The 20,428-nt window shown below is 69.5% G+C and carries 17 protein-coding genes; 9 read left to right on the top strand and 8 right to left on the bottom strand.

Annotation, left to right across the window (positions count from 1 at the left end; genetic code table 11):
- Nucleotides 1-2: 2 nt before the first annotated feature.
- Complete coding sequence (locus AC3WRM_RS08760) at nucleotides 3-2,660, bottom strand: site-specific DNA-methyltransferase (RefSeq protein ID WP_492247873.1); 2,658 nt, start codon at nucleotides 2,658-2,660, stop codon at nucleotides 3-5.
- Nucleotides 2,650-5,652: a BPTD_3080 family restriction endonuclease gene (locus tag AC3WRM_RS08755; RefSeq protein WP_492247874.1), complete on the bottom strand. Its 3,003-nt coding sequence runs from the start codon at nucleotides 5,650-5,652 to the stop codon at nucleotides 2,650-2,652. Before AC3WRM_RS08755 ends, AC3WRM_RS08760 begins: the two co-directional genes overlap by 11 nt.
- Before the next feature lie 82 nt (nucleotides 5,653-5,734).
- On the opposite strand from AC3WRM_RS08755, the gene AC3WRM_RS08750 reads away from it, so the two are divergent.
- The 4 genes from AC3WRM_RS08750 to AC3WRM_RS08735 all read left to right on the top strand — a co-directional run bounded on the left by AC3WRM_RS08750 (nucleotide 5,735) and on the right by AC3WRM_RS08735 (nucleotide 8,078).
- Nucleotides 5,735-6,028 carry a helix-turn-helix domain-containing protein gene (locus tag AC3WRM_RS08750; RefSeq protein WP_492247875.1) on the top strand — a complete coding sequence of 98 codons (294 nt, stop codon included), beginning with the start codon at nucleotides 5,735-5,737 and terminating at the stop codon, nucleotides 6,026-6,028.
- A 152-nt stretch (nucleotides 6,029-6,180) separates the two neighbouring features.
- Nucleotides 6,181-6,759, top strand: coding sequence for a hypothetical protein (locus AC3WRM_RS08745; RefSeq protein WP_492247876.1), 579 nt, complete (start codon nucleotides 6,181-6,183; stop codon nucleotides 6,757-6,759).
- 58 nt (nucleotides 6,760-6,817) lie between these two features.
- Nucleotides 6,818-7,624 carry a DUF222 domain-containing protein gene (locus AC3WRM_RS08740; protein ID WP_492247877.1) on the top strand — a complete coding sequence of 269 codons (807 nt, stop codon included), beginning with the start codon at nucleotides 6,818-6,820 and terminating at the stop codon, nucleotides 7,622-7,624.
- Between the two features lie 310 nt (nucleotides 7,625-7,934).
- Nucleotides 7,935-8,078 carry a hypothetical protein gene (locus AC3WRM_RS08735; protein ID WP_492247878.1) on the top strand — a complete coding sequence of 48 codons (144 nt, stop codon included), beginning with the start codon at nucleotides 7,935-7,937 and terminating at the stop codon, nucleotides 8,076-8,078.
- A 116-nt stretch (nucleotides 8,079-8,194) separates the two neighbouring features.
- Here AC3WRM_RS08735 and AC3WRM_RS08730 read toward each other — a convergent pair whose 3' ends face one another.
- Nucleotides 8,195-10,381, bottom strand: a complete 2,187-nt coding sequence (locus tag AC3WRM_RS08730) for a 3-hydroxyacyl-CoA dehydrogenase NAD-binding domain-containing protein (protein WP_492247879.1) — start codon at nucleotides 10,379-10,381, stop codon at nucleotides 8,195-8,197.
- Nucleotides 10,382-10,411: 30 nt separating this feature from the next.
- Nucleotides 10,412-11,626 carry an acetyl-CoA C-acetyltransferase gene (locus AC3WRM_RS08725; RefSeq protein ID WP_492247880.1) on the bottom strand — a complete coding sequence of 405 codons (1,215 nt, stop codon included), beginning with the start codon at nucleotides 11,624-11,626 and terminating at the stop codon, nucleotides 10,412-10,414.
- 131 nt (nucleotides 11,627-11,757) lie between these two features.
- On the opposite strand from AC3WRM_RS08725, the gene AC3WRM_RS08720 reads away from it, so the two are divergent.
- Nucleotides 11,758-12,486 (top strand): MerR family transcriptional regulator, encoded by a 729-nt coding sequence (locus AC3WRM_RS08720; protein ID WP_492247881.1) that lies wholly within the window; start codon nucleotides 11,758-11,760, stop codon nucleotides 12,484-12,486.
- A gap of 195 nt (nucleotides 12,487-12,681) precedes the next feature.
- The gene (locus tag AC3WRM_RS08715) at nucleotides 12,682-13,647 is read left to right on the top strand and encodes a TerC/Alx family metal homeostasis membrane protein (RefSeq protein WP_492247882.1); all 966 of its coding nucleotides are present in this window, start codon (nucleotides 12,682-12,684) and stop codon (nucleotides 13,645-13,647) included.
- Nucleotides 13,648-13,654: 7 nt separating this feature from the next.
- On the opposite strand, the gene AC3WRM_RS08710 is transcribed toward AC3WRM_RS08715, so the two are convergent.
- Both AC3WRM_RS08710 and AC3WRM_RS08705 read right to left on the bottom strand, forming a co-directional pair.
- A complete protein-coding gene (locus tag AC3WRM_RS08710) occupies nucleotides 13,655-14,797 on the bottom strand; it encodes an acyl-CoA dehydrogenase family protein (RefSeq protein ID WP_492247883.1) in 1,143 nt (380 codons plus the stop codon).
- Nucleotides 14,798-14,808: 11 nt separating this feature from the next.
- Complete coding sequence (locus AC3WRM_RS08705) at nucleotides 14,809-15,954, bottom strand: CaiB/BaiF CoA transferase family protein (RefSeq protein WP_492247884.1); 1,146 nt, start codon at nucleotides 15,952-15,954, stop codon at nucleotides 14,809-14,811.
- Between the two features lie 97 nt (nucleotides 15,955-16,051).
- On the opposite strand from AC3WRM_RS08705, the gene AC3WRM_RS08700 reads away from it, so the two are divergent.
- The gene (locus AC3WRM_RS08700) at nucleotides 16,052-16,840 is read left to right on the top strand and encodes an alpha/beta fold hydrolase (RefSeq protein WP_492247885.1); all 789 of its coding nucleotides are present in this window, start codon (nucleotides 16,052-16,054) and stop codon (nucleotides 16,838-16,840) included.
- 78 nt (nucleotides 16,841-16,918) lie between these two features.
- On the opposite strand, the gene AC3WRM_RS08695 is transcribed toward AC3WRM_RS08700, so the two are convergent.
- Nucleotides 16,919-18,523 carry a GMC oxidoreductase gene (locus AC3WRM_RS08695; protein WP_492270919.1) on the bottom strand — a complete coding sequence of 535 codons (1,605 nt, stop codon included), beginning with the start codon at nucleotides 18,521-18,523 and terminating at the stop codon, nucleotides 16,919-16,921.
- Between the two features lie 78 nt (nucleotides 18,524-18,601).
- Here AC3WRM_RS08695 and AC3WRM_RS08690 point away from each other — a divergent pair, with 78 nt between their 5' ends.
- Nucleotides 18,602-19,147 carry a TetR/AcrR family transcriptional regulator gene (locus AC3WRM_RS08690; RefSeq protein ID WP_492247887.1) on the top strand — a complete coding sequence of 182 codons (546 nt, stop codon included), beginning with the start codon at nucleotides 18,602-18,604 and terminating at the stop codon, nucleotides 19,145-19,147.
- Between the two features lies 1 nt (nucleotide 19,148).
- Here AC3WRM_RS08690 and AC3WRM_RS08685 read toward each other — a convergent pair whose 3' ends face one another.
- Nucleotides 19,149-19,925 carry an AraC family transcriptional regulator gene (locus AC3WRM_RS08685; protein ID WP_492247888.1) on the bottom strand — a complete coding sequence of 259 codons (777 nt, stop codon included), beginning with the start codon at nucleotides 19,923-19,925 and terminating at the stop codon, nucleotides 19,149-19,151.
- A gap of 50 nt (nucleotides 19,926-19,975) precedes the next feature.
- Between AC3WRM_RS08685 and AC3WRM_RS08680 the strand changes: the two genes are divergently transcribed.
- The gene (locus tag AC3WRM_RS08680; protein ID WP_492247889.1) at nucleotides 19,976-20,392 is read left to right on the top strand and encodes a DUF2000 family protein; all 417 of its coding nucleotides are present in this window, start codon (nucleotides 19,976-19,978) and stop codon (nucleotides 20,390-20,392) included.
- The last annotated feature ends 36 nt before the right edge of the window (nucleotides 20,393-20,428 follow it).

The following is a 20,428-nucleotide window of genomic DNA, read 5'->3' as shown; positions in this document are numbered from 1 at the left end:
CTTCAGTCGACGTCGAGGACCTTCATGACCTCGTCTCCATAGTCGTTGATCACCTTCACCGCGATGCGACCGGTCGTGGGCTTGTCGAACGCTCGTGAGGTCGTCGAGTAGAGAGAGGCCCAGGCGTCAGCGTCGATCTCGGCCTTGAGCGCGCTCTTCAACCGCTTGTAGGGGTCGTTGCCACCGGTAAAGTAGCAGTGTCGGACGAAGAACGACTCCTCGTCGTAGTTGGTGTCGATCATCCAGAGGGCGATTCGGTCGGTGCTCGCGCTGCGCACGCTGCCCTTCGTCGGGTCGTACACGTCGACGCCGCGGAGCTCGACCTCGACCTTCCCGTCGCCGGCCGCGCGCAGCTCGATGTCGGGCTCGCCGAAGACCGTGAACAAGTTGCCGGCGCCGGTCTTCTTCAGGTCCTCTCCCATGAGGAGGTCGACGTTCATGCGCACGAAGAGCACGGGGAGCCGGCCGACCTTCCGCTCGCCCGCGACCGACGCGAAGCCGGGGTCGAGGTCGACGCCGTCGACCTCCTTGACCTCGCTCGCCTGCGCGTCGAACGCGAAGCCGAGGACGCACAGGAGGTCGATCTCCTGGTCGCGGATCGCCTCCTTCGCGGCTCCCTTGATGAACTCAGGGCTGACGGTCCCGTACTGAGGACCGAGAGCGATCGCGACGCGTCCCGGGGCGTCGTCGTCCTCACTGCCGACCCGCTCACCGATCGCCTGGATGAAGGCGCCCGCGTACGCGTCGAGCGACGCGAACTCGATGCGTTCGCCCTTTGCGCCGTTCTGGATGCCAGCAGCGGTGAGATTGTCGAGGATGCTCCGCTCGAACTGAGGCCCGTCGGGCTGCTCGACCTCCAACGCGGGCTCGTCGCGCGGGTCAAACTCGACCGACCGGTGGGGCGAGAGGCTCTCCACCGTGAACGGACCGGCGACCCGCACCGTGTTCTTGTCCTCGTACGGCTTGTCGTAGAGCTTCTCGAAATCCGCGTGCCGCTTGATGGCGGCGTCGATCTCCGCGCGGCTCATCCCCTCCTTGATCTCGGGATTGTTCGCGATCGACTTCAACGTGATGTGCTGCACCCGCTCGTACACGAACCCGTGCCGAATGTCGTTGGTGACCGGCGAGGGTGGCAGCGGCGTGGCGGACAGCGAGTTCTCCTTCGCCCGACCCGCATCGGAGTCGGCGAGCAGGTAGTAGGGAAACTTCGCACCCATCAACCGCTGGCGCGCCAGCGCGAGCGCGACGCGGGACGTGTCGATCGTGATCCACCGCCGCCCCCACTGCTCTGCAACGGCGGCTGTCGTGCCTGATCCACAGGTGGGGTCGAGAACGAGATCCCCTGGGTCCGTGCACAGAAGCATGCACCTCTGCACCACCTTAGTGATGGTCTGGACAACAAAGATCTTCTCGTCGGTGAAACCACCAATTACGGTATCCGTCCAGTTGTTCGTGTACGGCGCCCACCCATAGTCGTCCGCGAACCGCACGTAGCTCAGCTTGTTGGCAGTAAAGTGCAGCCGCTGAGCCCAGGCCAGCTTCTGCATTCCCTCGGGATATCGAGCTTTCCAGTGAGAATTGGGGCTCGGATAGTAGATCTTGCCCGCAACCTCGAAAGGCTGAGGCTGCGATGCGGCCCCTTGTGCACCTACATCACTTGGGTTGTAGATGCGGGCGCCCACAGGAAGATCGACCGTCCCGGACTTCTCGTCACGGGAAAGTGCCCTTCGAGTTCCGTCGACAAGTTCAACACGGCCATACCCCGTGCGCTCTTCGAACTTCCGCAGCAGGGTGCGAGCCTTCACCTGCGTGCGATCCTTGGCGAACCAAACCAAGAAGTCACCCGAGCGGCTCAACGCCGCAGCCTGGGCGAAGCCAGCAGTGGTCGCGAACGAGATCTGGCTGACAAAGTTGTCGGACCCGAAGACCTCGTCCATCAGGCTCCGCACAAGATGGACGTTCTCGTCACCGATCTGCACGAAGCACGAGCCGCTCTCGGTCAGCAGCTCGCGGGCGACGACGAGCCGGTCGCGGAGGTACGACAGGTAGGAGTGGATACCCAGCTCCCACGTGTCACGGAAAGCCTTGATCTGCTCGGCCTCGCGCGCCGCGTCCTCGAGCTTGCCGTCCTTCACGTCGCGCTTGCGGGCCGAGGCCTGCCAGTTGGAGCCGAACTTGATGCCGTACGGCGGGTCGATATAGATCATCTGCACCTGGCCGCGCAGCTGCTCGCGCTCGGCGAGCGAGCCCATCACCTGCAGCGAGTCGCCCAGGATCATCCGATTCGACCAGTTGGCCTCGTGACGGTAGAAGTCCACCGCGTCGAGGTCGTCGAGCCCGTCGAAGGTGTCGAAGAGGGTCAGCTCGGGCTCCGCCTCGCCTCCCTCAGCGGTCTGGCGAAGGTTCTCGATCAGCACCCGGGGGTCGATCTTCTCCTGGATGTAGATCGGCGGAGCCTCGACCTCGAGCTCGCCGGAGTCCTTGCCTCGCCAAAGAAGCTCAGGAGTCGGCGGGCGCCGCTCGAGCGTGAGCCGGCGCGCCTCCGCAAGTGCGGGGTCGACGAGGTCGTGCGCGTCCGACGTGGGGATGTTCTTGCGCTTGTCGGCATGGGTCGTGGCCTCGACCGGCGTGGGGCCAGCGGGCTTCCTGCTACGAGGCACGGCGGGCCTTCCTGTCGAGGTCCATCAGCTGCGGGTCGCCGATCACGTCACCGTCGGCGTAGAGGTCGTCAAGTGCTGCGTCGATCGCATCGCGGACGCCGAGCATCGTCGTGAGCTCGACGTACCCCCAGCGCCCGAACGAGCCCTCGTTGTTGACGGCCGGCAGCCAGAGGTCGCGCATCGTGGCTGCCTTCTCCGCCGTGGGCCCCGGGCTCTTCTGCCCGCCCGAAACCTCGATGACGAGGGTCCGGGTGACGTCACCGTCGAACTGCGGCACGAGACGGACGAGGAAGTCGGGGACGTAGGTGTGCGTGACGCCCTTGTGCACGTAGGGCACGCCGAAGCCAAGGTGGTCGTTCTTCGCGTAGGCAGCGACCTTGGCGCTCAGTTCGAGCTCGGCGGCCACGAGCTGCTCCCAGGTGTTGCCGCCCTTGCCATCGAGCACCACGTGCGAGACCTCCGACTTGACCGTCGGCTCCACGGCCTTGCGCGTGAGGAAGTCGACGCCGTCCGTGGCGCCCATCGGCCGGCTCCGGCGCAGCAGCGGGAGGATGAGGGTGGACCGGTTGCCCTTCTGCAGCTGGATGGCGTGAAACAACTTCTCCGACGCCTCTGCTCGCGCCTCGGCGAGCAGCAGCCCCTTGAGGTCGTAGCCCTCCTCGACGGTCACGTACTCGTCGAGCCACCGACGCGTGATCTCGAGCAGGCGGGGGAACAACCACGGGCGGATGTCGCCATCGGTGGCGAAGTGGGTGCGCAGCAGCTGGTTCGCGATCTCGAATGCGACCCGCTGGGGGCGGGCGTCGAGGTCACCGGAGTCCGCGATCTCGTCCGTGCCAACGATTCCGGCCATCCGCGTCCACCGCGGCACGCTGTCGTGACCCACCACCAGCGCCGTGTCAGCGGAGGGATCGAACTCGAGCCGCTCGTCGGGGATCTCCGTGCGGTAGCCGTCCACCACGGGGAACTCGATGCGGTAACGCTCGCGGCCCCTGAACGACATGACCTCGACCGGAGGTACGGCCGGAGTCTGCGGGCCCACCTCGTGCTCGCTCGGGATGAAGGCGAAGGGGATGCCGTATACGTTGGCGTACTCGGCGGCGAAGTGTCCGTCGTCGCCGAGCGCGTAGGAGCGTCGGCGTAGGCCACGACCGACGACCTGCTCGCACAGCAGCTGGGAGCGGAAGGCCCGGATGCCGAGGATGTGGGTGACGGTGTTCGCGTCCCACCCCTCGGTGAGCATCCCGACGCTCACGACACACCTGACCTGCTCACCCAGGCGTCCTCGCTTGCCGACCGTGTTGAGCACCTCGCGCAGGAGGTCTGCGTCGGTGAGCTTGTCCGTGTCGGCGCCGGGGTTGCGCAGGCGGTACTCGGCCTTGAACGTCTCGATCTCGGTCGCGGCCATCTGCTTGAACTCACCCGACAGAGGCTCCCCCGACTCGAGCTGCTCGGAGTCGACGAGAATCGTCTGGCGGGCGTCCGAGAAGCGGGGCAGGTTCTCGCTCATCCATGCGTGAACGAGGCGCGACGCCGAAGTGTTGGGGCACACGACGATGAAGACCGGCGGGGGTTCCCCCTGGTCCCGCAACGATGCCTCCCACTGCGCGAAGGACTTCTCGTAGTTCGCGTAGAGGCTGCGGATCGCGCCCTCGAGCCGACCCGGCATGGTCCAGGTGCTCAGGTCGAGGTCCTTGAGTCGGCTCTTGCCCATCTGGTCGCCGATGTTCTCCCACAGGTCGCGGTAGGCGACCTCGGAACCAGCAGCATCGTCATCGACGGGCAGCCGAGGGACCTTCACGATCCCGGACTCGATGGCGTCCATCAACGAGAAGTCGCTGACCGTCCACGGGAAGATGAAGCCCTCGTGGTAGCCGCTGCCCTTGAGGTAGTACGGCGTCGCGGACAGGTCCCAGACGGCCTTGATGCCGACGTGCTTCTTCACGGCCTGGAGCCCCTTGAACCAGACACGAGCGTCCTCGGTCGACTTCTTCGCCTCGGCCTTCTCCTCCGCCGTGAGCTTCAGCGACTTCAGCTCCGTCGAACCCATGGGGCGGTCGCGGTAGCAGTGGTGCGCCTCGTCGTTCAGGACCATCACCTCGCCGACGCCCGGTCCTAAATCGCGAAGCACTCGCGCGACGACTAGGTCGTCCGTCTCGAGGAACGGGTTGTCCTCCTTGCCCGCGAGCAGGATCCGTCGAGTCGTCTTCGAGACGCCCTTCACCTCCTTCGACTCCCGTGGAAAGAAGGCGTGGTAGTTCACGATCGCGAGCCGCGCCTGGCCGAGGCTGTCGACGAGGTCAGGAGGGACGAGGTCGCGCTCGGCGTAGTAGTTGCCCGGCGACCCCGGCTGCAGGACGCGGAGACGATCACGGATGGTCACGCCAGGAGCCACGGCCAGGAAACGCTTCACGAACCGCGCGTCTCGAGGAGCGTGGATCTTGTTCAGGGTCTGCCACGCGACGAGCATGGCCATCACGACCGTCTTCCCCGTCCCGGTCGCCATCTTCAGGGCCATGCGAGGCAAGCCGTCGTTGTACTGGATGTTGTCGGCCTCGATCTGTCGGCGGAAGTCCCGGAAGACTCCTTCGCGGCCTGCGACCTCGTGCAGAAAGATCGCGGTCTCGACGGCCTCGCGCTGGCAGAAGAGCACTCGGTTCTCGCGAGAAGGATCCGCCCAGTGCAGCATCAGCTTCCGTGAGATCGGCGTGGCCCGTGGGTAGTTGCCGGCGCGCCAGAGATCCACCTCACGACGGATCGAGTTCACGAGGGTGTTGACCTCTCGGCGCTCCGACATGCCCTCGAACTCAAGCACGGTCTGGCCGGAGTCGTCAGCACCCTTCACCGCGGCGGCCACTGGGACGAAGGACTCGCTCGGACGCCGCCCGTCGGCTCGTTCGCCGGTCGGGCCCTGTGGACCCATCACGAAGTGTGCGCTGGGGGCGTCGTAGGGCCCGTTCAGGATGGGGTCAGCCAGCTCGTGAGCCGTCACGACGCCGCCTCGCAGATGCACAACACATTGGGCTGACTGTAACCCGCTGACAGACCACGTTGGGCGAGTGCCGAGAAGAGAGGTGAGTCGCCCGGACAACTGGCCGGAGATCACCGCAGCGCTGGGTCACGAGATCCGGCGCCGCCGGTTGGAGCTCGGACTCACCCAAGAGGGTCTCGCCGAGCGATCCGGGATCAGCCGCAACCAGATCCAGAACCTCGAGAACGCTCGCAACAACTCCGGCGGAGTCGGCAATCCGGGGCTGGACGTCATCTGGGCTCTCGCGGGTGCCTTCGACATCGAGGTCGTCGACCTCATCGAGGCCATGCAGAAGGACGACTGCAGGGCACGCTCCCGCCTACCTCACCGGTCCTGAGCAAGCGTGAGCGGCGGCGCTCGTGTCACTCGATGCGTGCGTGCGCCCGAGAAGCACTGGTGGCAACGGCCAGGCGCAGGCTGCGTCTTCTACGATCGCCAGCGGTTGTCGCGACACCTACGTGAGACTGAGAGCGGAGGTCAAGGGTGAGCATGAGACTCGTCCACGACGCGGGCGAGGCGGCGTGGCTGCCGCCTGCCGGGGACGCGACCACCGAGTCGACCCTGCGGTTCGGGCCGGCAGGGTTCGAAGCGTACGCCCGGGTGCTCCAGCTGCCCGATCCGGCGTTCGACCGGCAGCCGGAGGCCGAGGTGGCCGACGAGGTGCTCGACGCGGCGCCGAGCGACGACGAGCTCGTCACGCGCGTCGTCGAGGTGCTCGGCGGGTCGTCGGACGACCTCTTCCTCCTGCTGTGGGAGGGGTATCCCTACCGACCCGAGCTGCCCGCGACGGCGCGGTTCGACCTGGGCGGGCTGCGCCGGTACGCACTCGCCCGGGGCACGGTCGAGGACTGGGCCCGCTGGGTCGACGAGGCCGCCGAGCCGCACGGACGAGCCTTCCCGCCCGCGTTCGCGTGGCCCGCCGACCGAGCGTGGTGCATTGCGTTCGACGTCGACGCGCACTTCGCCGGCATCGGTGCGTCGGAGGAAGCGATCACCCGCCTACTCGACGCCGACGGGCTCGAGATGGTGCCTACGACTCACGGGAGCACACCCCCGCTCTACGGCTGATCCACAGGGCAGATCCGGGCCGAAGGGGGGTGTCGGAGGGTGTCCCTAGGTTGGAGACATGGACGGGAACGGCAACCCCGGAGCGCTCGAGGGACTCACCTCCCTCGCGCGTGAGCGGGCGCGGGCGGAGGCGTCCGAGCTGGTCGCGATGCTGCGGTTCCGCGATGCCGAGCTGACCCGCACCGCCGGCATCGAGTCGCCGATGGTGCGGCTCGTGGAGCGTTCGGCGATCGCGCTGGAGATCGGCCAGGCCGTGGGGCTGTCCGAGGTTCAGGTGACCACTCGCCTGGCGGCCGCCGAGCGCCTGCGCGAACGAGCACCCCAGACCTGGCTCGCCTTCCGGCGCGGCGACGTCGACTGGGCGCGCGGCCGCGAGATCGCCTCCACCCTCCTGGTCCTCCAACGACCCGAGTCCCACGACCGCCTCGACGACACCGTCGTCGCCTACGCCAAGACCCACACCGTGGCTGAGCTGCGGGGCTGGTTGAGGCGGTTTGTGGCCCGGGTCGAGGCCGAGGAGGCAGCCCAGCGAGCCGAGGCCGCCCGCCGCCAGCGCGACGTGCAAGTCACCCACGTCGACGACGCCATGGCCTGGGTCAACGCCTTCGTGCCCTCCCACCAGGCCGCCGCCATCGACGCGCGCCTGCGCCGCACCCCACGCCCCGACGGCGACGACCGCACCCGCGGCCAGGTCCGCGCCGACGCGTTCGTCGACCTCCTCCTCACCGAGGACACCCCCTCCACCGGTCGCACCCGCACCGACATCGGCGTCGTCATCGACGCCGAGGTCCTGGCCGGCGCCGAGCCCGGACCCGCCGTCTCCGACGACGGCACCTGGACCGTCCCCGCCGAGAAGTGCGCATAGTCGGGCGCAGCCCGACAGCCGGGCCGTGGTGAGCGCCAGCGAACCACGGAGCGAGCGCGAGGAACGAGCGCGACCCGGGTACCACCGGCTCCTCGTCGACCCCATCACCCGCGACGTGCTGGCGCACGAATACGTTGGGCGATTCGCGCCCGACGTGCTCGCCACGGCGATCAGCTTCCGCGACGGCGTCTGCCAGGCCCCCGGCTGCATGCGACCGGCCCGTGACTGCGACCTCGACCACCAGGTACCGCATCCCCGAGGCCCCACCAGGGGATCGAACCTCTGGCCACTGCACCGCCGACATCACGCCATGAAGAGCCACCGCACCCTGCGCTGGATCCTGCCCTCCGGCCGCACCATCGACGCCGAACCCGCCACCCACGGCCTCCCCCACGGCAACACCTCCGACGTCGAACGCGCCCTGGCCCGAGGCCTCACCGACGACGAGCACTAACCACACATCGGCGCACACGTGTGGATAGCGAGCCATGGCTACCCACACGTGTGCACCCCTGAGCGCCGACGCCCCCGCGACCAGCAGGTCGCGGGGGCGTCGGGCGAGCGGTCGGCTCAGACGAACTTCTCGCCGTTCTTCGCCTTCTCCAGCAGCAGGGCCGGCGGCTCGAAGCGGTCGCCGTAGGTGGCGGCCAGCTCCTGGGCGCGGCGCGTGAACGCCTCGACGCCGATCGAGCCGTCAGCGGCCTCGTAGCCGTTGACGTACTGGATCGCGCCGCCCTGCAGCGCCGGGAAGCCGATGCCGAAGATCGAGCCGATGTTGGCGTCGGGGACGGTGCGGAGCACGTTCTCCTCGAGGCACTTGATCGTCTCGAGGCTCATGATGAACGTCAGACGCTCCTTGAGGTCCTCGAAGTCGGGCTGCGTGTCCGACGTCGGGAACTGCTCGCGCAGACCCGACCAGAGGCCGACGCGCTTGCCGTCCTCGTAGTCGTAGAAGCCCGCACCCTTGAGGCGGCCCGAGCGGCCGAGCTCGATCATCGTGTCGATGACGCCCTCGCCCGCGTTGCCCTCCCACGTGCCGCCGGCAGCCTCGACGGCCGCCTTCGACTCGTTGCGGATCTTCGTCATCAGCTCGAGGTTCAGCTCGTCGCTGAGCTGCAGCACCGGCGCCGGGAAGCCCGCGATGGTGGTCGCGCGCTCGATCGAGACCGGGTCGACGCCCTCGGCGAGCATGCCGATGCCCTCGTTGACGAACGTGCCGATAACGCGGCTCGTGAAGAAGCCACGGCTGTCGTTGACGACGATCGGCGTCTTGCGGATCTGCTGGACGTAGTCGAGCGCACCCGCGATGGCGGCGTCGTCGGTCTTCTCGCCGGCGATGATCTCCACCAGCGGCATCTTGTCGACCGGGGAGAAGAAGTGGATGCCGATGAAGTCCTCGGGACGCTCCACGCCCTCCGCCAGACCCGTGATGGGCAGCGTCGAGGTGTTCGAGCCGAGCAGGGCGTCGGGCTTGACGACCTTCTGGATCTCGCCGAAGACGTCGTGCTTGAGCTTGACCGACTCGAAGACGGCCTCGACGACGAGGTCGCAGCCCTCCAGGTCGGCGTAGTCGGCCGTGGGCGTGATGCGCGCGAGGAAGGCGTCGACCTTCTCCTGCGTCGTGCGGCCGCGCTCGAGCTTCTTGGCCAGCAGCTTCTCGCTGTAGGCCTTGCCCTTCTCGGCCGCCTCGAGCGAGACGTCCTTGAGCACGACCTCCATGCCGGCCTGCGCCGAGACGTACGCGATACCCGCGCCCATCATGCCGGCGCCGATGACGGCGACCTTCTGGAACTTCCTCGGCTCGATGCCGGCGGGACGGGAGCCGCCCGCGTTGATCGAGCCGAGGTCGAAGAAGAACGCCTGCGTCATGTTCTTGAACTGCTGGCCGACGAGGAGCTCCACCAGGTAGCGGGACTCGATGCGGCTGGCGGTCTCGAAGTCGACCTGCGCACCCTCGACCGCAGTGGCCAGGATGTTGCGCGGCGCCTTGTAGGGCGCACCCTTCGTCTGCTTGCGCAGCATCGCCGGGAACGCGGGCAGGTTGGCGGCGAGCTTCGGGTTCGACGGGGTGCCGCCGGGCATGCGGTAGCCCTGGCGGTCCCACGGCTGCTTCGCCGCGTCGTCGTCGCCCTGGACCGACTCGATCCACGCCTTCGCGGCGTCGAGGAGCTGGTCGGCGGGCACGACCTCGTCGACCAGGCCGATCGACTTCGCCTTGGCCGGCTGCATGCGCGGACCCTGCAGCAGGATGTTCATGAGCGCGTCCTGCAGGCCGAACATGCGGACCGTGCGGGTCACGCCGCCACCGCCGGGCAGCAGGCCGAGGGTGACCTCGGGCAGGCCGACCTCGAGCCGGACGTCGGCCGCGATGCGGTGGTGCGCGGCGAGCGCGATCTCCAGGCCGCCGCCGAGCGCGGCGCCGTTGATCGCGGCGACCACGGGCTTGCCGGCCGTCTCGAGCTTGCGCAGCGTGGCCTTGATGCCCTCGACGTTGTCGAAGAGCTTCTGCGCGTCGGCCGGGGTGGCCTGCGTCATCAGCTTGAGGTCGCCGCCGGCGAAGAAGGTCTTCTTCGCCGAGGAGATGATGACGCCCTTGATGCTGTCGGCGTCGGCCGCGATCTCGTCGACCAGCCGGTCGACGGCCTTCGCCATGGACGTCGCGTAGGCGTCGTTCATGGTGTTGGCGTTCTGGTTGGGGTCGTCGAGGACGAGGTTGACGATGCCGCCCTCGACCTCGTAGCGCACTGCTTCAGTCATCGATGTGCTCTCTCTTGTCTCGGGTGGCGATCAGACGCGCTCGACGATGGTGGCGATGCCCATGCCGCCGCCGATGCACAGCGTGGCCATGCCGTAGCGCTTCTCGCGGCGGTGCAGCTCGTCGACGAGCGTGCCGAGGATCATCGCGCCGGTGGCGCCGAGCGGGTGGCCCATGGCGATGGCGCCACCGTTGACGTTGGTCTGCTCGTGCGGGTAGTCGTCGAGGTCGCGCATGAGCTTCATGGCGACGGCGGCGAACGCCTCGTTGATCTCGATGAGGTCGATGTCCTCGATCGACAGGCCGGCCTTGTCGAGCGCCTTGCGGCAGGCGGGGCCGGGGCCCGTCAGCATGATCGTCGGCTCGGAGCCGATGACCGCGGTGGAGACGATGCGGGCGCGCGGCGTCAGGCCGTGACGCTGGCCGGCGTTCTCGTTGCCGATGAGCACGAGCGACGCGCCGTCCACGATGCCCGAGCTGTTGCCCGCGTGGTGGACGTGGTTGATCTTCTCGACCGTCGTGTACTTCTCGAGCGCGACGGCGTCGAAGCCGGCGAAGTCGCCGAGGTCCTTGAACGACGGCTTGAGGCCGGCGAGCGACTCGGCGGTGGTGCCCTCGCGCACGAACTCGTCGTGGTCGAGGATCGTCATGCCGTTGACGTCCTTGACAGGGATGACGGAGTCGGCGAAGTAGCCGTTGGCGATCGCCTTGGCCGCGCGCGCCTGGCTCTCGGCGGCGAACTGGTCGACGTCGTCCCGGCTGAAGCCCTCGAGCGTCGCGATGAGGTCGGCGCCGATGCCCTGCGGCACGAAGTCGGTGTCGAGCGCGGTCCGGGGGTCCATCGCCCAGGCGCCGCCGTCGGAGGCCATGGGCACACGGCTCATGGACTCGACGCCGCCGGCGACGATGAGGTCCTCCCAGCCGGACTTCACCCGGGCCGAGGCCTGGTTGACGGACTCCAGTCCGGAGCCGCAGAAGCGGTTGAGCTGCACGCCGGCCACCTGCTCGCCGAACCCGGCGGCGAGGACGGCGGTGCGGGAGATGTCGGCGCCCTGGTCGCCGACGGGGGAGACGACACCGAGGACGACGTCGTCGACCTGGTTCGCGTCGAGGTCGGGGTTGCGGGTCTTGATCTCCTCGAGCAGCCCGTTGAGCAGCGAGATCGGCTTGACCTCGTGCAGCGAGCCGGTCTTCTTGCCGCGTCCGCGCGGGGTGCGGATCGCGTCGTAGATGTAAGCCTCGGTCATGTCAGTGTCCTTCGTGTAGAACCTTCGGTGCCGATTGTGACACCACTGCTGTCAGAGTCGCTAGTGACCCGGGGGATCGTGACGCGGGTCACTCCGACCGGTCGCCAGGGAGTGACGCTACGCTCTCGCAGGTGACCGACGGCCCGAACGAGACGATGAGCGTGGAACAGCTGGCCACGCGTGTCGACATGACGGTGCGCACGGTCCGCTTCTACGCCGGCCGGGGGCTCATCCCGCCTCCGCGACGGGCGGGCCGCAACGGCTACTACGGACCCGACCACCTCGCGCGGCTCGAGCTCGTGAAGGAGCTGCAGGCCCACGGCTTCACGCTGGCCGCCATCGAGGGCTACCTCGAGCAGATCCCGGCCGACGCGACCCCCGAGCAGGTGGCCCTGCACCGCACGCTCCTCGCACCGTGGACGCCGGAGATGCCGGAGACGCTCGACCGCTCCACGCTCGAGAGGCGCGCCGGCCGCAGCCTCAGCGACGACGACCTCGAGGTGCTGGTGGCCATCGGCGTGGTCGAGCCGACGCCCACCGAGGACGTCTTCCGGCTCGCACCCGCGCACCTCGCCGTGGGCATGGGCTTCCTCGACGCCGGGCTGCCCGTCGACGCGGCGCTCGCGGCGCGGCGCGTGATCACCGAGCACGGCCGCGCGCTCGCCGTCGAGCTCACGGAGCTGTTCCGCACCCTCGTGTGGCCGCACCTGGTCGCGTCGGGGCAGCCGCCGGAGCTGATCACCGCGATGATCGAGCGGTTCAAGCCGCTCACCGTGCAGGCCCTCGTGACCTCCTACGAGGAGGCCGTCGACGACGAGAAGCGGCGCACGGTCCGGCGCCGCGCCAACGAGCGCGACTGAGGCCACGCCCGACTCGCCGAGCGCCCCTTTCCGTCGCTCGGTAGTCTGAGCGATGAAGGGAAGTATCCCGTCGACCTGGTGCGTCAGCACGGTCCGGCCATCCGGACCCGCGTCAGGTGGCCCTGCCGGGTGGAGAAACCTTCGCGACATCCCTGTCATCCCTGACATCGTCACCGCGAAGGAGCTCACTCCCTCATGCCTCTCGGTTCCTCCCTCGACTGGACCTTGCTGTTCGTCGCGATCATCGTCCTGCTCGCGATCGACCTGCTGCTGACCCGTAGCCGCGACGACATGCCGGTCCGCGTGGCCGCCGTCTGGTCGGTCGCCTGGATCGCGATCGCCCTGGCGTTCGGCGGCGTCCTGTACCTGTTCGGCACCACCGAGCAGTCGGGCACGTACCTCGCCGGGTACCTGGTGGAGAAGTCGTTGTCGCTCGACAACGTCTTCGTCTTCCTCGTCGTGCTCGGCGCGTTCGCCATCCCGACGCCGAAGCGCGTCCGTCTGCTGACGTACGGCATCGTGCTCGCGCTCGTGCTCCGCCTCATCTTCATCCTGGTCGGCGCCGCCGCGCTCGACGCCGCCTCCTGGCTGACCTACCCGTTCGCCGCCCTCCTGGCCTGGACCGGCTGGCGCCTCTGGAAGCACCGCAAGGACCACGACGGCGACGAGAAGCTCGTCGAGGGCGTCAAGAACAGGCTGACGATCGCCGAGGGCGACCACGGCGACAAGCTGATCACCAAGGAGAACGGCAAGCGGATGCTGACCACGGCCGGTGCCGCCCTGGTGGCCATCGCCGTCGTCGACATCATCTTCGCCGTCGACTCCGTCCCCGCCATCCTCGGCATCACCACCGACACCTACGTGGTGTTCGCGGCGAACGCGTTCGCCCTGCTGGGCCTGCGTCCGCTGTTCTTCCTGGTGGCCGAGCTGGTGGCCCGCCTGAAGCACCTCAAGGCCGCGCTGGCCGCGCTGCTCATCTTCATCGCCGCGAAGATGGTCTACGGCGAGGTCCTCGACACCAAGGTCGGCGTCGAGTGGTCGCTCGGCGGCGTGGTGCTGATCCTCGGTGCCGGTGTCGTCGCCTCGCTGCCCGCCTACCGGCGGGAGAAGGCCGAGGAGCAGGACGCCAAGGTCCAGGACGGCGACGAGCCGCTCGTCTGACCCGCGCTCACAGGCCCATGCCGCGGCCGATGATCTCCTTCATGATCTCGGTCGTGCCGCCGTAGATCGTCTGGATGCGGGTGTCGAGGTACGCCTTGGAGATCGGGTACTCGGACATGAAGCCGTAGCCGCCGTGCAGCTGCAGGCACCGGTCGACGGTCTTCTTCTGCAGCTCGGTCGTCCACCACTTGCCCATGGCGGCGTCGGCGACGGTCAGGTCGCCGCGGTTGTGCTGCGTGATCGACTCGTCGACGAACACCTGCGCGATCCGCGCCTCCGTCTCGAGCTCGGCCAGCACGAAGCGGCTGTTCTGGAACGAGCCGATCGGCTTGCCGAAGGCCTTGCGCTCCTTGACGTAGTCGAGCGTCATGTCGATGGCCGCGCGGCACGCGGCGGCCGCCACGACGGAGATCGACAGCCGCTCCTGCGGCAGCTTCTCCATGAGGTAGATGAAGCCCTGGCCGGCCTCGCCGAGCAGGTTCTCCTTCGGCACGCGGACGTCCTCGAAGTACAGCTCGGCGGTGTCCTGCGCCTTGAGGCCGATCTTGTCGAGGTTGCGACCGCGCTCGAAGCCGGGCGTGCCCCGCTCGACGGCGATGAGCGAGAAGCCCATCGCGCCGGCCTCGGGGTCGGTCTGGCAGACGACGAGCACGAGGTCGGCGTTGATGCCGTTGGTGATGAACGTCTTCGAGCCGTTGATGACGTACTCGTCGCCGTCGAGCACGGCCCGCGTCTTGATGCCCTGCAGGTCCGAGCCGGTGCCGGGCTCGGTCATGGCGATGGCGGTGATCGTCTCGCCCGTGCAGAACCTCGGGAACCAGCGCGCCTTCTGCTCGTCAGTGGCGTACGACAGCAGGTAGCCGGACACCAGGTCGGTCTGGATGACGAAGCCGATGCCGCTCGCGCCGATCCGGGTGATCTCCTCGGACAGGATCGCGTTGTAGCGGAAGTCGGCGATGCCGCCTCCACCGTGCTCCTCGGGCATCATGAACCCGAGCAGACCGAGCTCGCCGGCCTTCTCCCACACCTCGCGGGGGACGATGCCGTCCTTCTCCCACTGGTCGTGGTGCGGCGCGATCTCCTTCTCGCAGAACGTGCGGACGGTGTCGCGGAACGCCTCGTGGTCGGCGTCGAAGATGGTGCGCTTCATGGTGTTCCTTCCTAGGCCTGGACGGCGACGCCGTCGGCGATGAGGGTCTCGGCGTCGTCGATGCCCCAGGCGGTCAGTGCCTCACGGGTGTTGGCGCCCGGCCCGACGGGCGGGGTCGTGAGCTGCGGTGCGGTGCGCGAGAAGCGCGGGGCCGGCGCGGGCTGCGTGGTGCCGTGGTGCTCCACGTAGGTGCCGCGGGCGACGTTGTGGGGGTGCTCGTACGCCTCGGTCAGCGGGAGCACGGGGTGCACGCAGGCGTCGGTGCCGTCGAAGACCTGGGTCCACTCGGCCTGCGTGCGCGACGCGAACCGGCGCTCCAGCTCGGCGCGTAGGGTGTCCCAGTCCTGCAGGTCGTACTGGCCGGGCAGCTCGCCACCGATCAGCTCGACGAACGCGCTGAAGAACTGCGGCTCGAGCGGGCCGACGGACATCCAGCGACCGTCCGACGTCGCGAAGACGTCGTAGAACGGGGCCGCGCCGCCGAGCAGGTTCGTGCCGCGGCGGCCGTCCCAGACGCCGGCCTGCTGCATGGTCACGGCCATGGTCAGGAGGTGGGCCGTGCCGTCGGTGATGGCGGCGTCGACGACCTGGCCCTCGCCCGACGTGCGGGCGTGCAGGAGCGCGGCGAGCACGCCGGCGACGAGGTACAGCGAGCCACCGCCGAAGTCGCCCAGCAGGTTCATCGGGAAGGCGGGGGCGTCGTCGGGTCGACGGCCGAGCGGGTCGAGCGCACCGGCGACGGCGATGTAGTTCATGTCGTGCCCGGCGGTCTGGCTCAGCGGTCCGTCCTGTCCCCAGCCGGTCATCCGTCCGTAGACGAGGACGGGGTTGCGGGCGAGGCAGTCGTCCGGCCCGATGCCGAGGCGCTCGGTGACGCCCGGGCGGAAGCCCTCGAGCAGCACGTCGGCCCGCTCGACCAGCCGCAGCACGGTCTCGACGCCGCGCGGGTCCTTCAGGTCGAGGGCGACCGACGGCCGTCCGCGGCCGAGCAGGTCCTGCTCGGGGCGCGTGACCTGCAGGCCGCCCCCGCCGGGCCGGTGGACGCGCACCACGTCGGCGCCGAGGTCGGCGAGCATCATGGCCGCGAACGGCCCGGGCCCGATGCCGACCATCTCGACGACGCGCACGCCGTTCAGGGGTCCAGGGTTGATCGTCACACCATCATTGTGACAGTCCTACTGTCACGATGTCGAGGGGGGACCGTGGGCGCGGTCACCCTGTTCGGATACCGCCGGTATGTGGCAGCATCTCCCCGTGCACCCCGATCTCGCCTACACCCGACGGGGCACCCCCGGTGCCCCTCCGCTCGTCCTCCTGCACGGCATCGGCCACCGACGCCAGGCCTGGGACCCCGTGATCGACGACCTCGCGCAGGACTACGACGTCATCGCACCCGACCTGTCCGGGTTCGGCGAGTCGCCCGCCTTCGCCGGCGGCGTCCGGTACTCGATGGACAACGCGTGCGACCACCTGCTGACCCAGTTCGAGCGCTGGGGCGTCACGAAGCCGCACGTCGCGGGCAACTCCCTCGGCGGGGCCATCGCGCTCGAGCTCGGCGCGCGCGGGCTGGTGTCCTCGGCCACCGCCCTCAGCCCGGCCGGCTTCTTCGGACCGGTCAACCGCTTCCAGGCGCTGCTGCCGCTGTTCCTCATGCGCCTCTCGGCGATGGTTACGCCGAAGCGTCTCCTGCAGCGCCTCGCCGCCGACCTGCGCGGACGACGCGCCATCGGCTGGATCCTCTACGCCCACCCCGAGCGTCATGACGCCGAGCACACCTACGGCGACTCCCTCGCGCTCAAGCACGCCACCGCCTTCGAGCGGACGGCGAAGGAGGGCGTGATCTACCGCTTCGACAGCCAGGTGCCGGTCCCCGCGACCATCGCCTGGGGCACGCGCGACCGCATCCTCCCCTACGCGCAGTCGAAGGTGGCGCGGCAGCGCCTCCCGCAGGCCCGCCACGAGCCCCTGCCCGGCAGCGGCCACGTGCCGATGGCCGACGACCCCGAGCGCGTCCTGCGGCTCATCCGCGAGACCGCCGTCTGACTCCCCGCGATTCGGAACACCATCGCCCGTTCCTCGCCCAGAAAGGGGCGATGACGTTCCGAATCGGGGGGACGTTCCTCAGATGATGCTGCCGACGTCGTCCCGGACGATGCGCGTCAGGGCGCGCTCGGCCACGGCCGCGATCGTCATCGAGGGGTTGCACGCCGCGGCCGAGCCGGGGAGCAGCGCGCCGTCGAGCACGTAGAGACCCTTCTGCCCCTTCACGCGCCCCTCGTGGTCGCAGGCGTCGCCCATGTTCATGCCGCCCATCGGGTGCCAGGTGGACGGGACGAGCGCGTTCGTGTCGACCAGCAGGGTGTCCAGGCCGGCGATCGCCGCCACCCTCGGGGCGATCGCCTTCGTCTGCAGGTCGCGGTCGCCCTCGTAGCGCCACGACAGCGCCACGTCGTCCGTGAGCGGGTTGTAGACGAAGCGGCCGCGCTCCCGGCTGACGCCGTAGGCGACCATCATCGTGCTGCGCAGGTCGAGGTCGAGGCCGGCGATGCCGACCGGCGGGATCGACGCCTGGATCACCGTGTTCGCGGTGGCCGGGTCCGACCAGTCCTTGCTGCCGAACACGACCGGGCCGCCCTGCGGCGTCGGGAAGCCGCCGAGGAGGCTGCTCCACACGTAGATGCGGTCGGCGTTCGTGCCGAAGCCCCGACCCGTCGCGTCGGGCAGGTCGGGGATGCGTCCGGTGGCTCCGGCGCGCACCAGCATGCGGCTGGTGCCGCCACTGCCCGCACCCATGACGAGCGTCGGGGTGGTGATGACCTGCTGCTCGAGAGGCGTGCCGCGCTCGTCGGTGCGGGTCAGCTCCACCTGCCAGGCACCGGTCGACGTGCGCGCCACGGCGTCGACGCGGTGCAGCAGCCGCACCTCCAGCAGACCCGTCGCCTCCGCGGCCCGGAGATAGGTGACGTCGAGCGACTGCTTGCCGCCGTTGTTGACGCCGAACCCGAGGTCGCCGTTCGTGTACGACGGCTTCATCTCCCCCTTCAGCTCGCGCAGCGCGAAGCTCCAGTCGATCGGCATCGGGATGCGCTCGACGTCGAAGCCGGCTGCCTCCGCCCGACGCTTGAACTCGCGCGCCGTCGCGTAGCTCGGGCTGTCGACGAGGGCGTCGGGAGCGGTCGCCAGGCTGAGCATGCGCGCGACGGTGTGGTAGTGCCCCGCCATCTCGTCGTAGTCGAGCGCGGCCGGGAACTCGTGCTCGAACACCGCTCGGGACGGCTGGAGCGACATGCCCTGGTAGGTGAGCGAGCCGCCGCCGTACCCGACGCCGCTCATGATCGACATGGTCGGGCCGAGGAGGGTGTTGAACAGCCCGGCGTAGGGGGCGAGGGTCACGGGGCGTCCGAACAGCCGTGGCGCGGACCCGTAGAACAGCGCGCGCTGGTCGATCGTCTTGACGGTCGGGAACGTGTCGCTGTTCGGGCCGGTCGGCCAGCGACGGCCCTGCTCCAGCAACGTGACGGGGACGCCGGCCTGCGTGAGCCGCAGGGCGGTGACGGCTCCACCGAAGCCGGAGCCGATGATCACGACCCGGCGCTGCTCGCGGGTCAGGCGGACCCGGGCCGACGCGGGGCGTGCGCTGGCCCCGATGGTCGCGGCGACGGCCGCGACCCCTCCTGCGGCGAGGACGGTGCGTCGGGAGGCGGCGGGCGACGTGCTCTGGCTCACAGAAGACATGCAACGAAGGTTTACACCTGTCTCGTTTGTGCGGTCAACCCCCGCCCCACGCCCGTCTAGCATGGTGGGATGACGCCCGGGACCGCGCAGCGCGCCGACGCCGTGCGCAACCGCCGGGCCATCCTGGACGCCGCCGGCCGCCTGCTCCTCGAGCACGGAGACCTGTCCATGAGCGAGCTCGCCCGTGCCGCGGGGGTCACGCGTCCCACGCTGTACCGGCACTTCCCCGACCGTGAGCACGTGCTCGACGCCCTGGCCCGCGATCTGGGGCCGCTCGTGGTGGCCCGCCTGCTGGAGACCTTCGAGGGGCTGCCGCTCGCCGAGGCGCTCGACCGGCTCGCGGCCGACGTCGTCGACGTCGCCCGGGAGCACCGGGAGCTGCTCGACGCCGGCCACCGCCACCTGCACGAGCTGGCCCGGCTCATCGTCCCGGGCGAGCCGATCGCGCGACTGCTCGAGGAACGGCGCGCGTCGGGCGAGCTGCCCTCCACGCTCGACGTCGACTGGGTCGCGCGCTGCGTCCGGGCGCTGTGCCTCACGGCCATCGACGACACCCGCGACGCGGACGTGGTGCGGGCCGACCTCGCCCGGTCCCTCCGAGCGCTGACGGCGTAGCTCAGGCCCGGGTGCCCGACGCGAACCGGGCCGGGGTGGTGCCCACCGTGCGCCGGAAGTGGCGGGTCAGGTGGGCCTGGTCCCAGAACCCCGCCTCGACGGCCGCCTGCGCCACGGGGGTCCCCCGCAGCAGGAGCCGCCGGGCCTCGTCGACCCGCCGACCGACGAGGTAGCGGTGCGGGGCGATGCCGTACGCCTGCGCGAAGGTCCGGGCGAGGTGGGCCGGCGAACGACCGAGCGCGAGCCCGGCCTGCTCGAGGCTCAGGCCGTCGGTGACGTGGGCGTCGAGCAGGTCCCGCAGCGCCCTCGCCGCCGGCACGTCGGTCGCGTCGGCACTCGCCTCGTGACGCAGGACGACGTCGCGCAGCCCCAGCAGCAGCGACTCGGACTGCCACGCGTCAGCCGGTCCGTCCAGCACCGCGTGCAGCTCCTCCACGAGCCCGCGCGCCCGCGGCACCACGGGCTCGTCCACGGCTCGGCCGGTCATGGCCGCGGGCAACCAGTCGGCCTCCAGGTAGAGCACCCGTTTGCGGAACCCCAGGCCCGCCCGCGCCGACCTGCCGTCGTGGGCGACGTGCGGCGGGAGCAGGCTGACCCGTCGCTGCGGCGACGTGCGGGGGTGACGGTCCAGGTCGTAGGTCACGCAGCCCTCGTCGACCAGCAGCACCGTCCACGTGTCGTGGGTGTGCGCCGGGTACGCATGCCCGGTCATGGTCGCGTGGAAGACCTCGCGCACGAGCGGCACGTCCGGTGCCCACGCCCGTACCCGCTCGACCATGCTCGGAACGTACAAGACGGACGGTCACCGCGGGGCGCATCGTTGCAGGCATGGAAGAGATCCGCTTCGACACCAAGATCGCCGTGGTCCTGCGGGACGACCTCCTGCCCTGGCAGGAGCTCAACGTGACCGCGTTCCTCATGAGCGGCATCGCCGCGAATCCCGAGCTCCTCGGCGAGCCGTACGAGGACGCCGACGGCCAGCGCTACCTCCCGCTGCTGCGCCAGCCGGTCGTCGTGCTCACCGCGGACGCCGCGACCCTGGCTCGCGTCCACGGGAAGATCGTGTCGCGCGGCATGCCCCTGGCCGTCTACACCCACGACATGTTCTCGACCGGTCACGACGCCGCCAACCGCGCGACGGTGGCTGCCGTCCCGACCGCCGAGCTCGACCTCGTCGGCATCGCGGTGCACGGTCCGAAGAACCCGGTCGACAAGTCGCTGAAGGGCACGCGGCTGCACGACTGACGGGCATAGTCGCGAGGCCCCCGACGTTGGCGACGA

It is taken from the genome of Aeromicrobium sp. EU05-FHT14F07 (assembly GCF_058790455.1).
The sequence above is the reverse complement of the archived record's forward strand: the minus strand, read 5'-3'. Positions and strand labels throughout refer to the sequence as shown.

Coding starts and splice junctions, on each gene's coding strand:
- AC3WRM_RS08745 (WP_492247876.1), top strand. CDS start 6,181: ATGAGACTCGTCCACGACGCGGGCGAGGCGGCGTGGCTGCCGCCTGCC.
- AC3WRM_RS08740 (WP_492247877.1), top strand. CDS start 6,818: ATGGACGGGAACGGCAACCCCGGAGCGCTCGAGGGACTCACCTCCCTC.
- AC3WRM_RS08735 (WP_492247878.1), top strand. CDS start 7,935: ATGAAGAGCCACCGCACCCTGCGCTGGATCCTGCCCTCCGGCCGCACC.
- AC3WRM_RS08730 (WP_492247879.1), bottom strand. CDS start 10,381: ATGACTGAAGCAGTGCGCTACGAGGTCGAGGGCGGCATCGTCAACCTC.
- AC3WRM_RS08725 (WP_492247880.1), bottom strand. CDS start 11,626: ATGACCGAGGCTTACATCTACGACGCGATCCGCACCCCGCGCGGACGC.
- AC3WRM_RS08715 (WP_492247882.1), top strand. CDS start 12,682: ATGCCTCTCGGTTCCTCCCTCGACTGGACCTTGCTGTTCGTCGCGATC.
- AC3WRM_RS08710 (WP_492247883.1), bottom strand. CDS start 14,797: ATGAAGCGCACCATCTTCGACGCCGACCACGAGGCGTTCCGCGACACC.
- AC3WRM_RS08690 (WP_492247887.1), top strand. CDS start 18,602: ATGACGCCCGGGACCGCGCAGCGCGCCGACGCCGTGCGCAACCGCCGG.
- AC3WRM_RS08685 (WP_492247888.1), bottom strand. CDS start 19,925: ATGGTCGAGCGGGTACGGGCGTGGGCACCGGACGTGCCGCTCGTGCGC.
- AC3WRM_RS08680 (WP_492247889.1), top strand. CDS start 19,976: ATGGAAGAGATCCGCTTCGACACCAAGATCGCCGTGGTCCTGCGGGAC.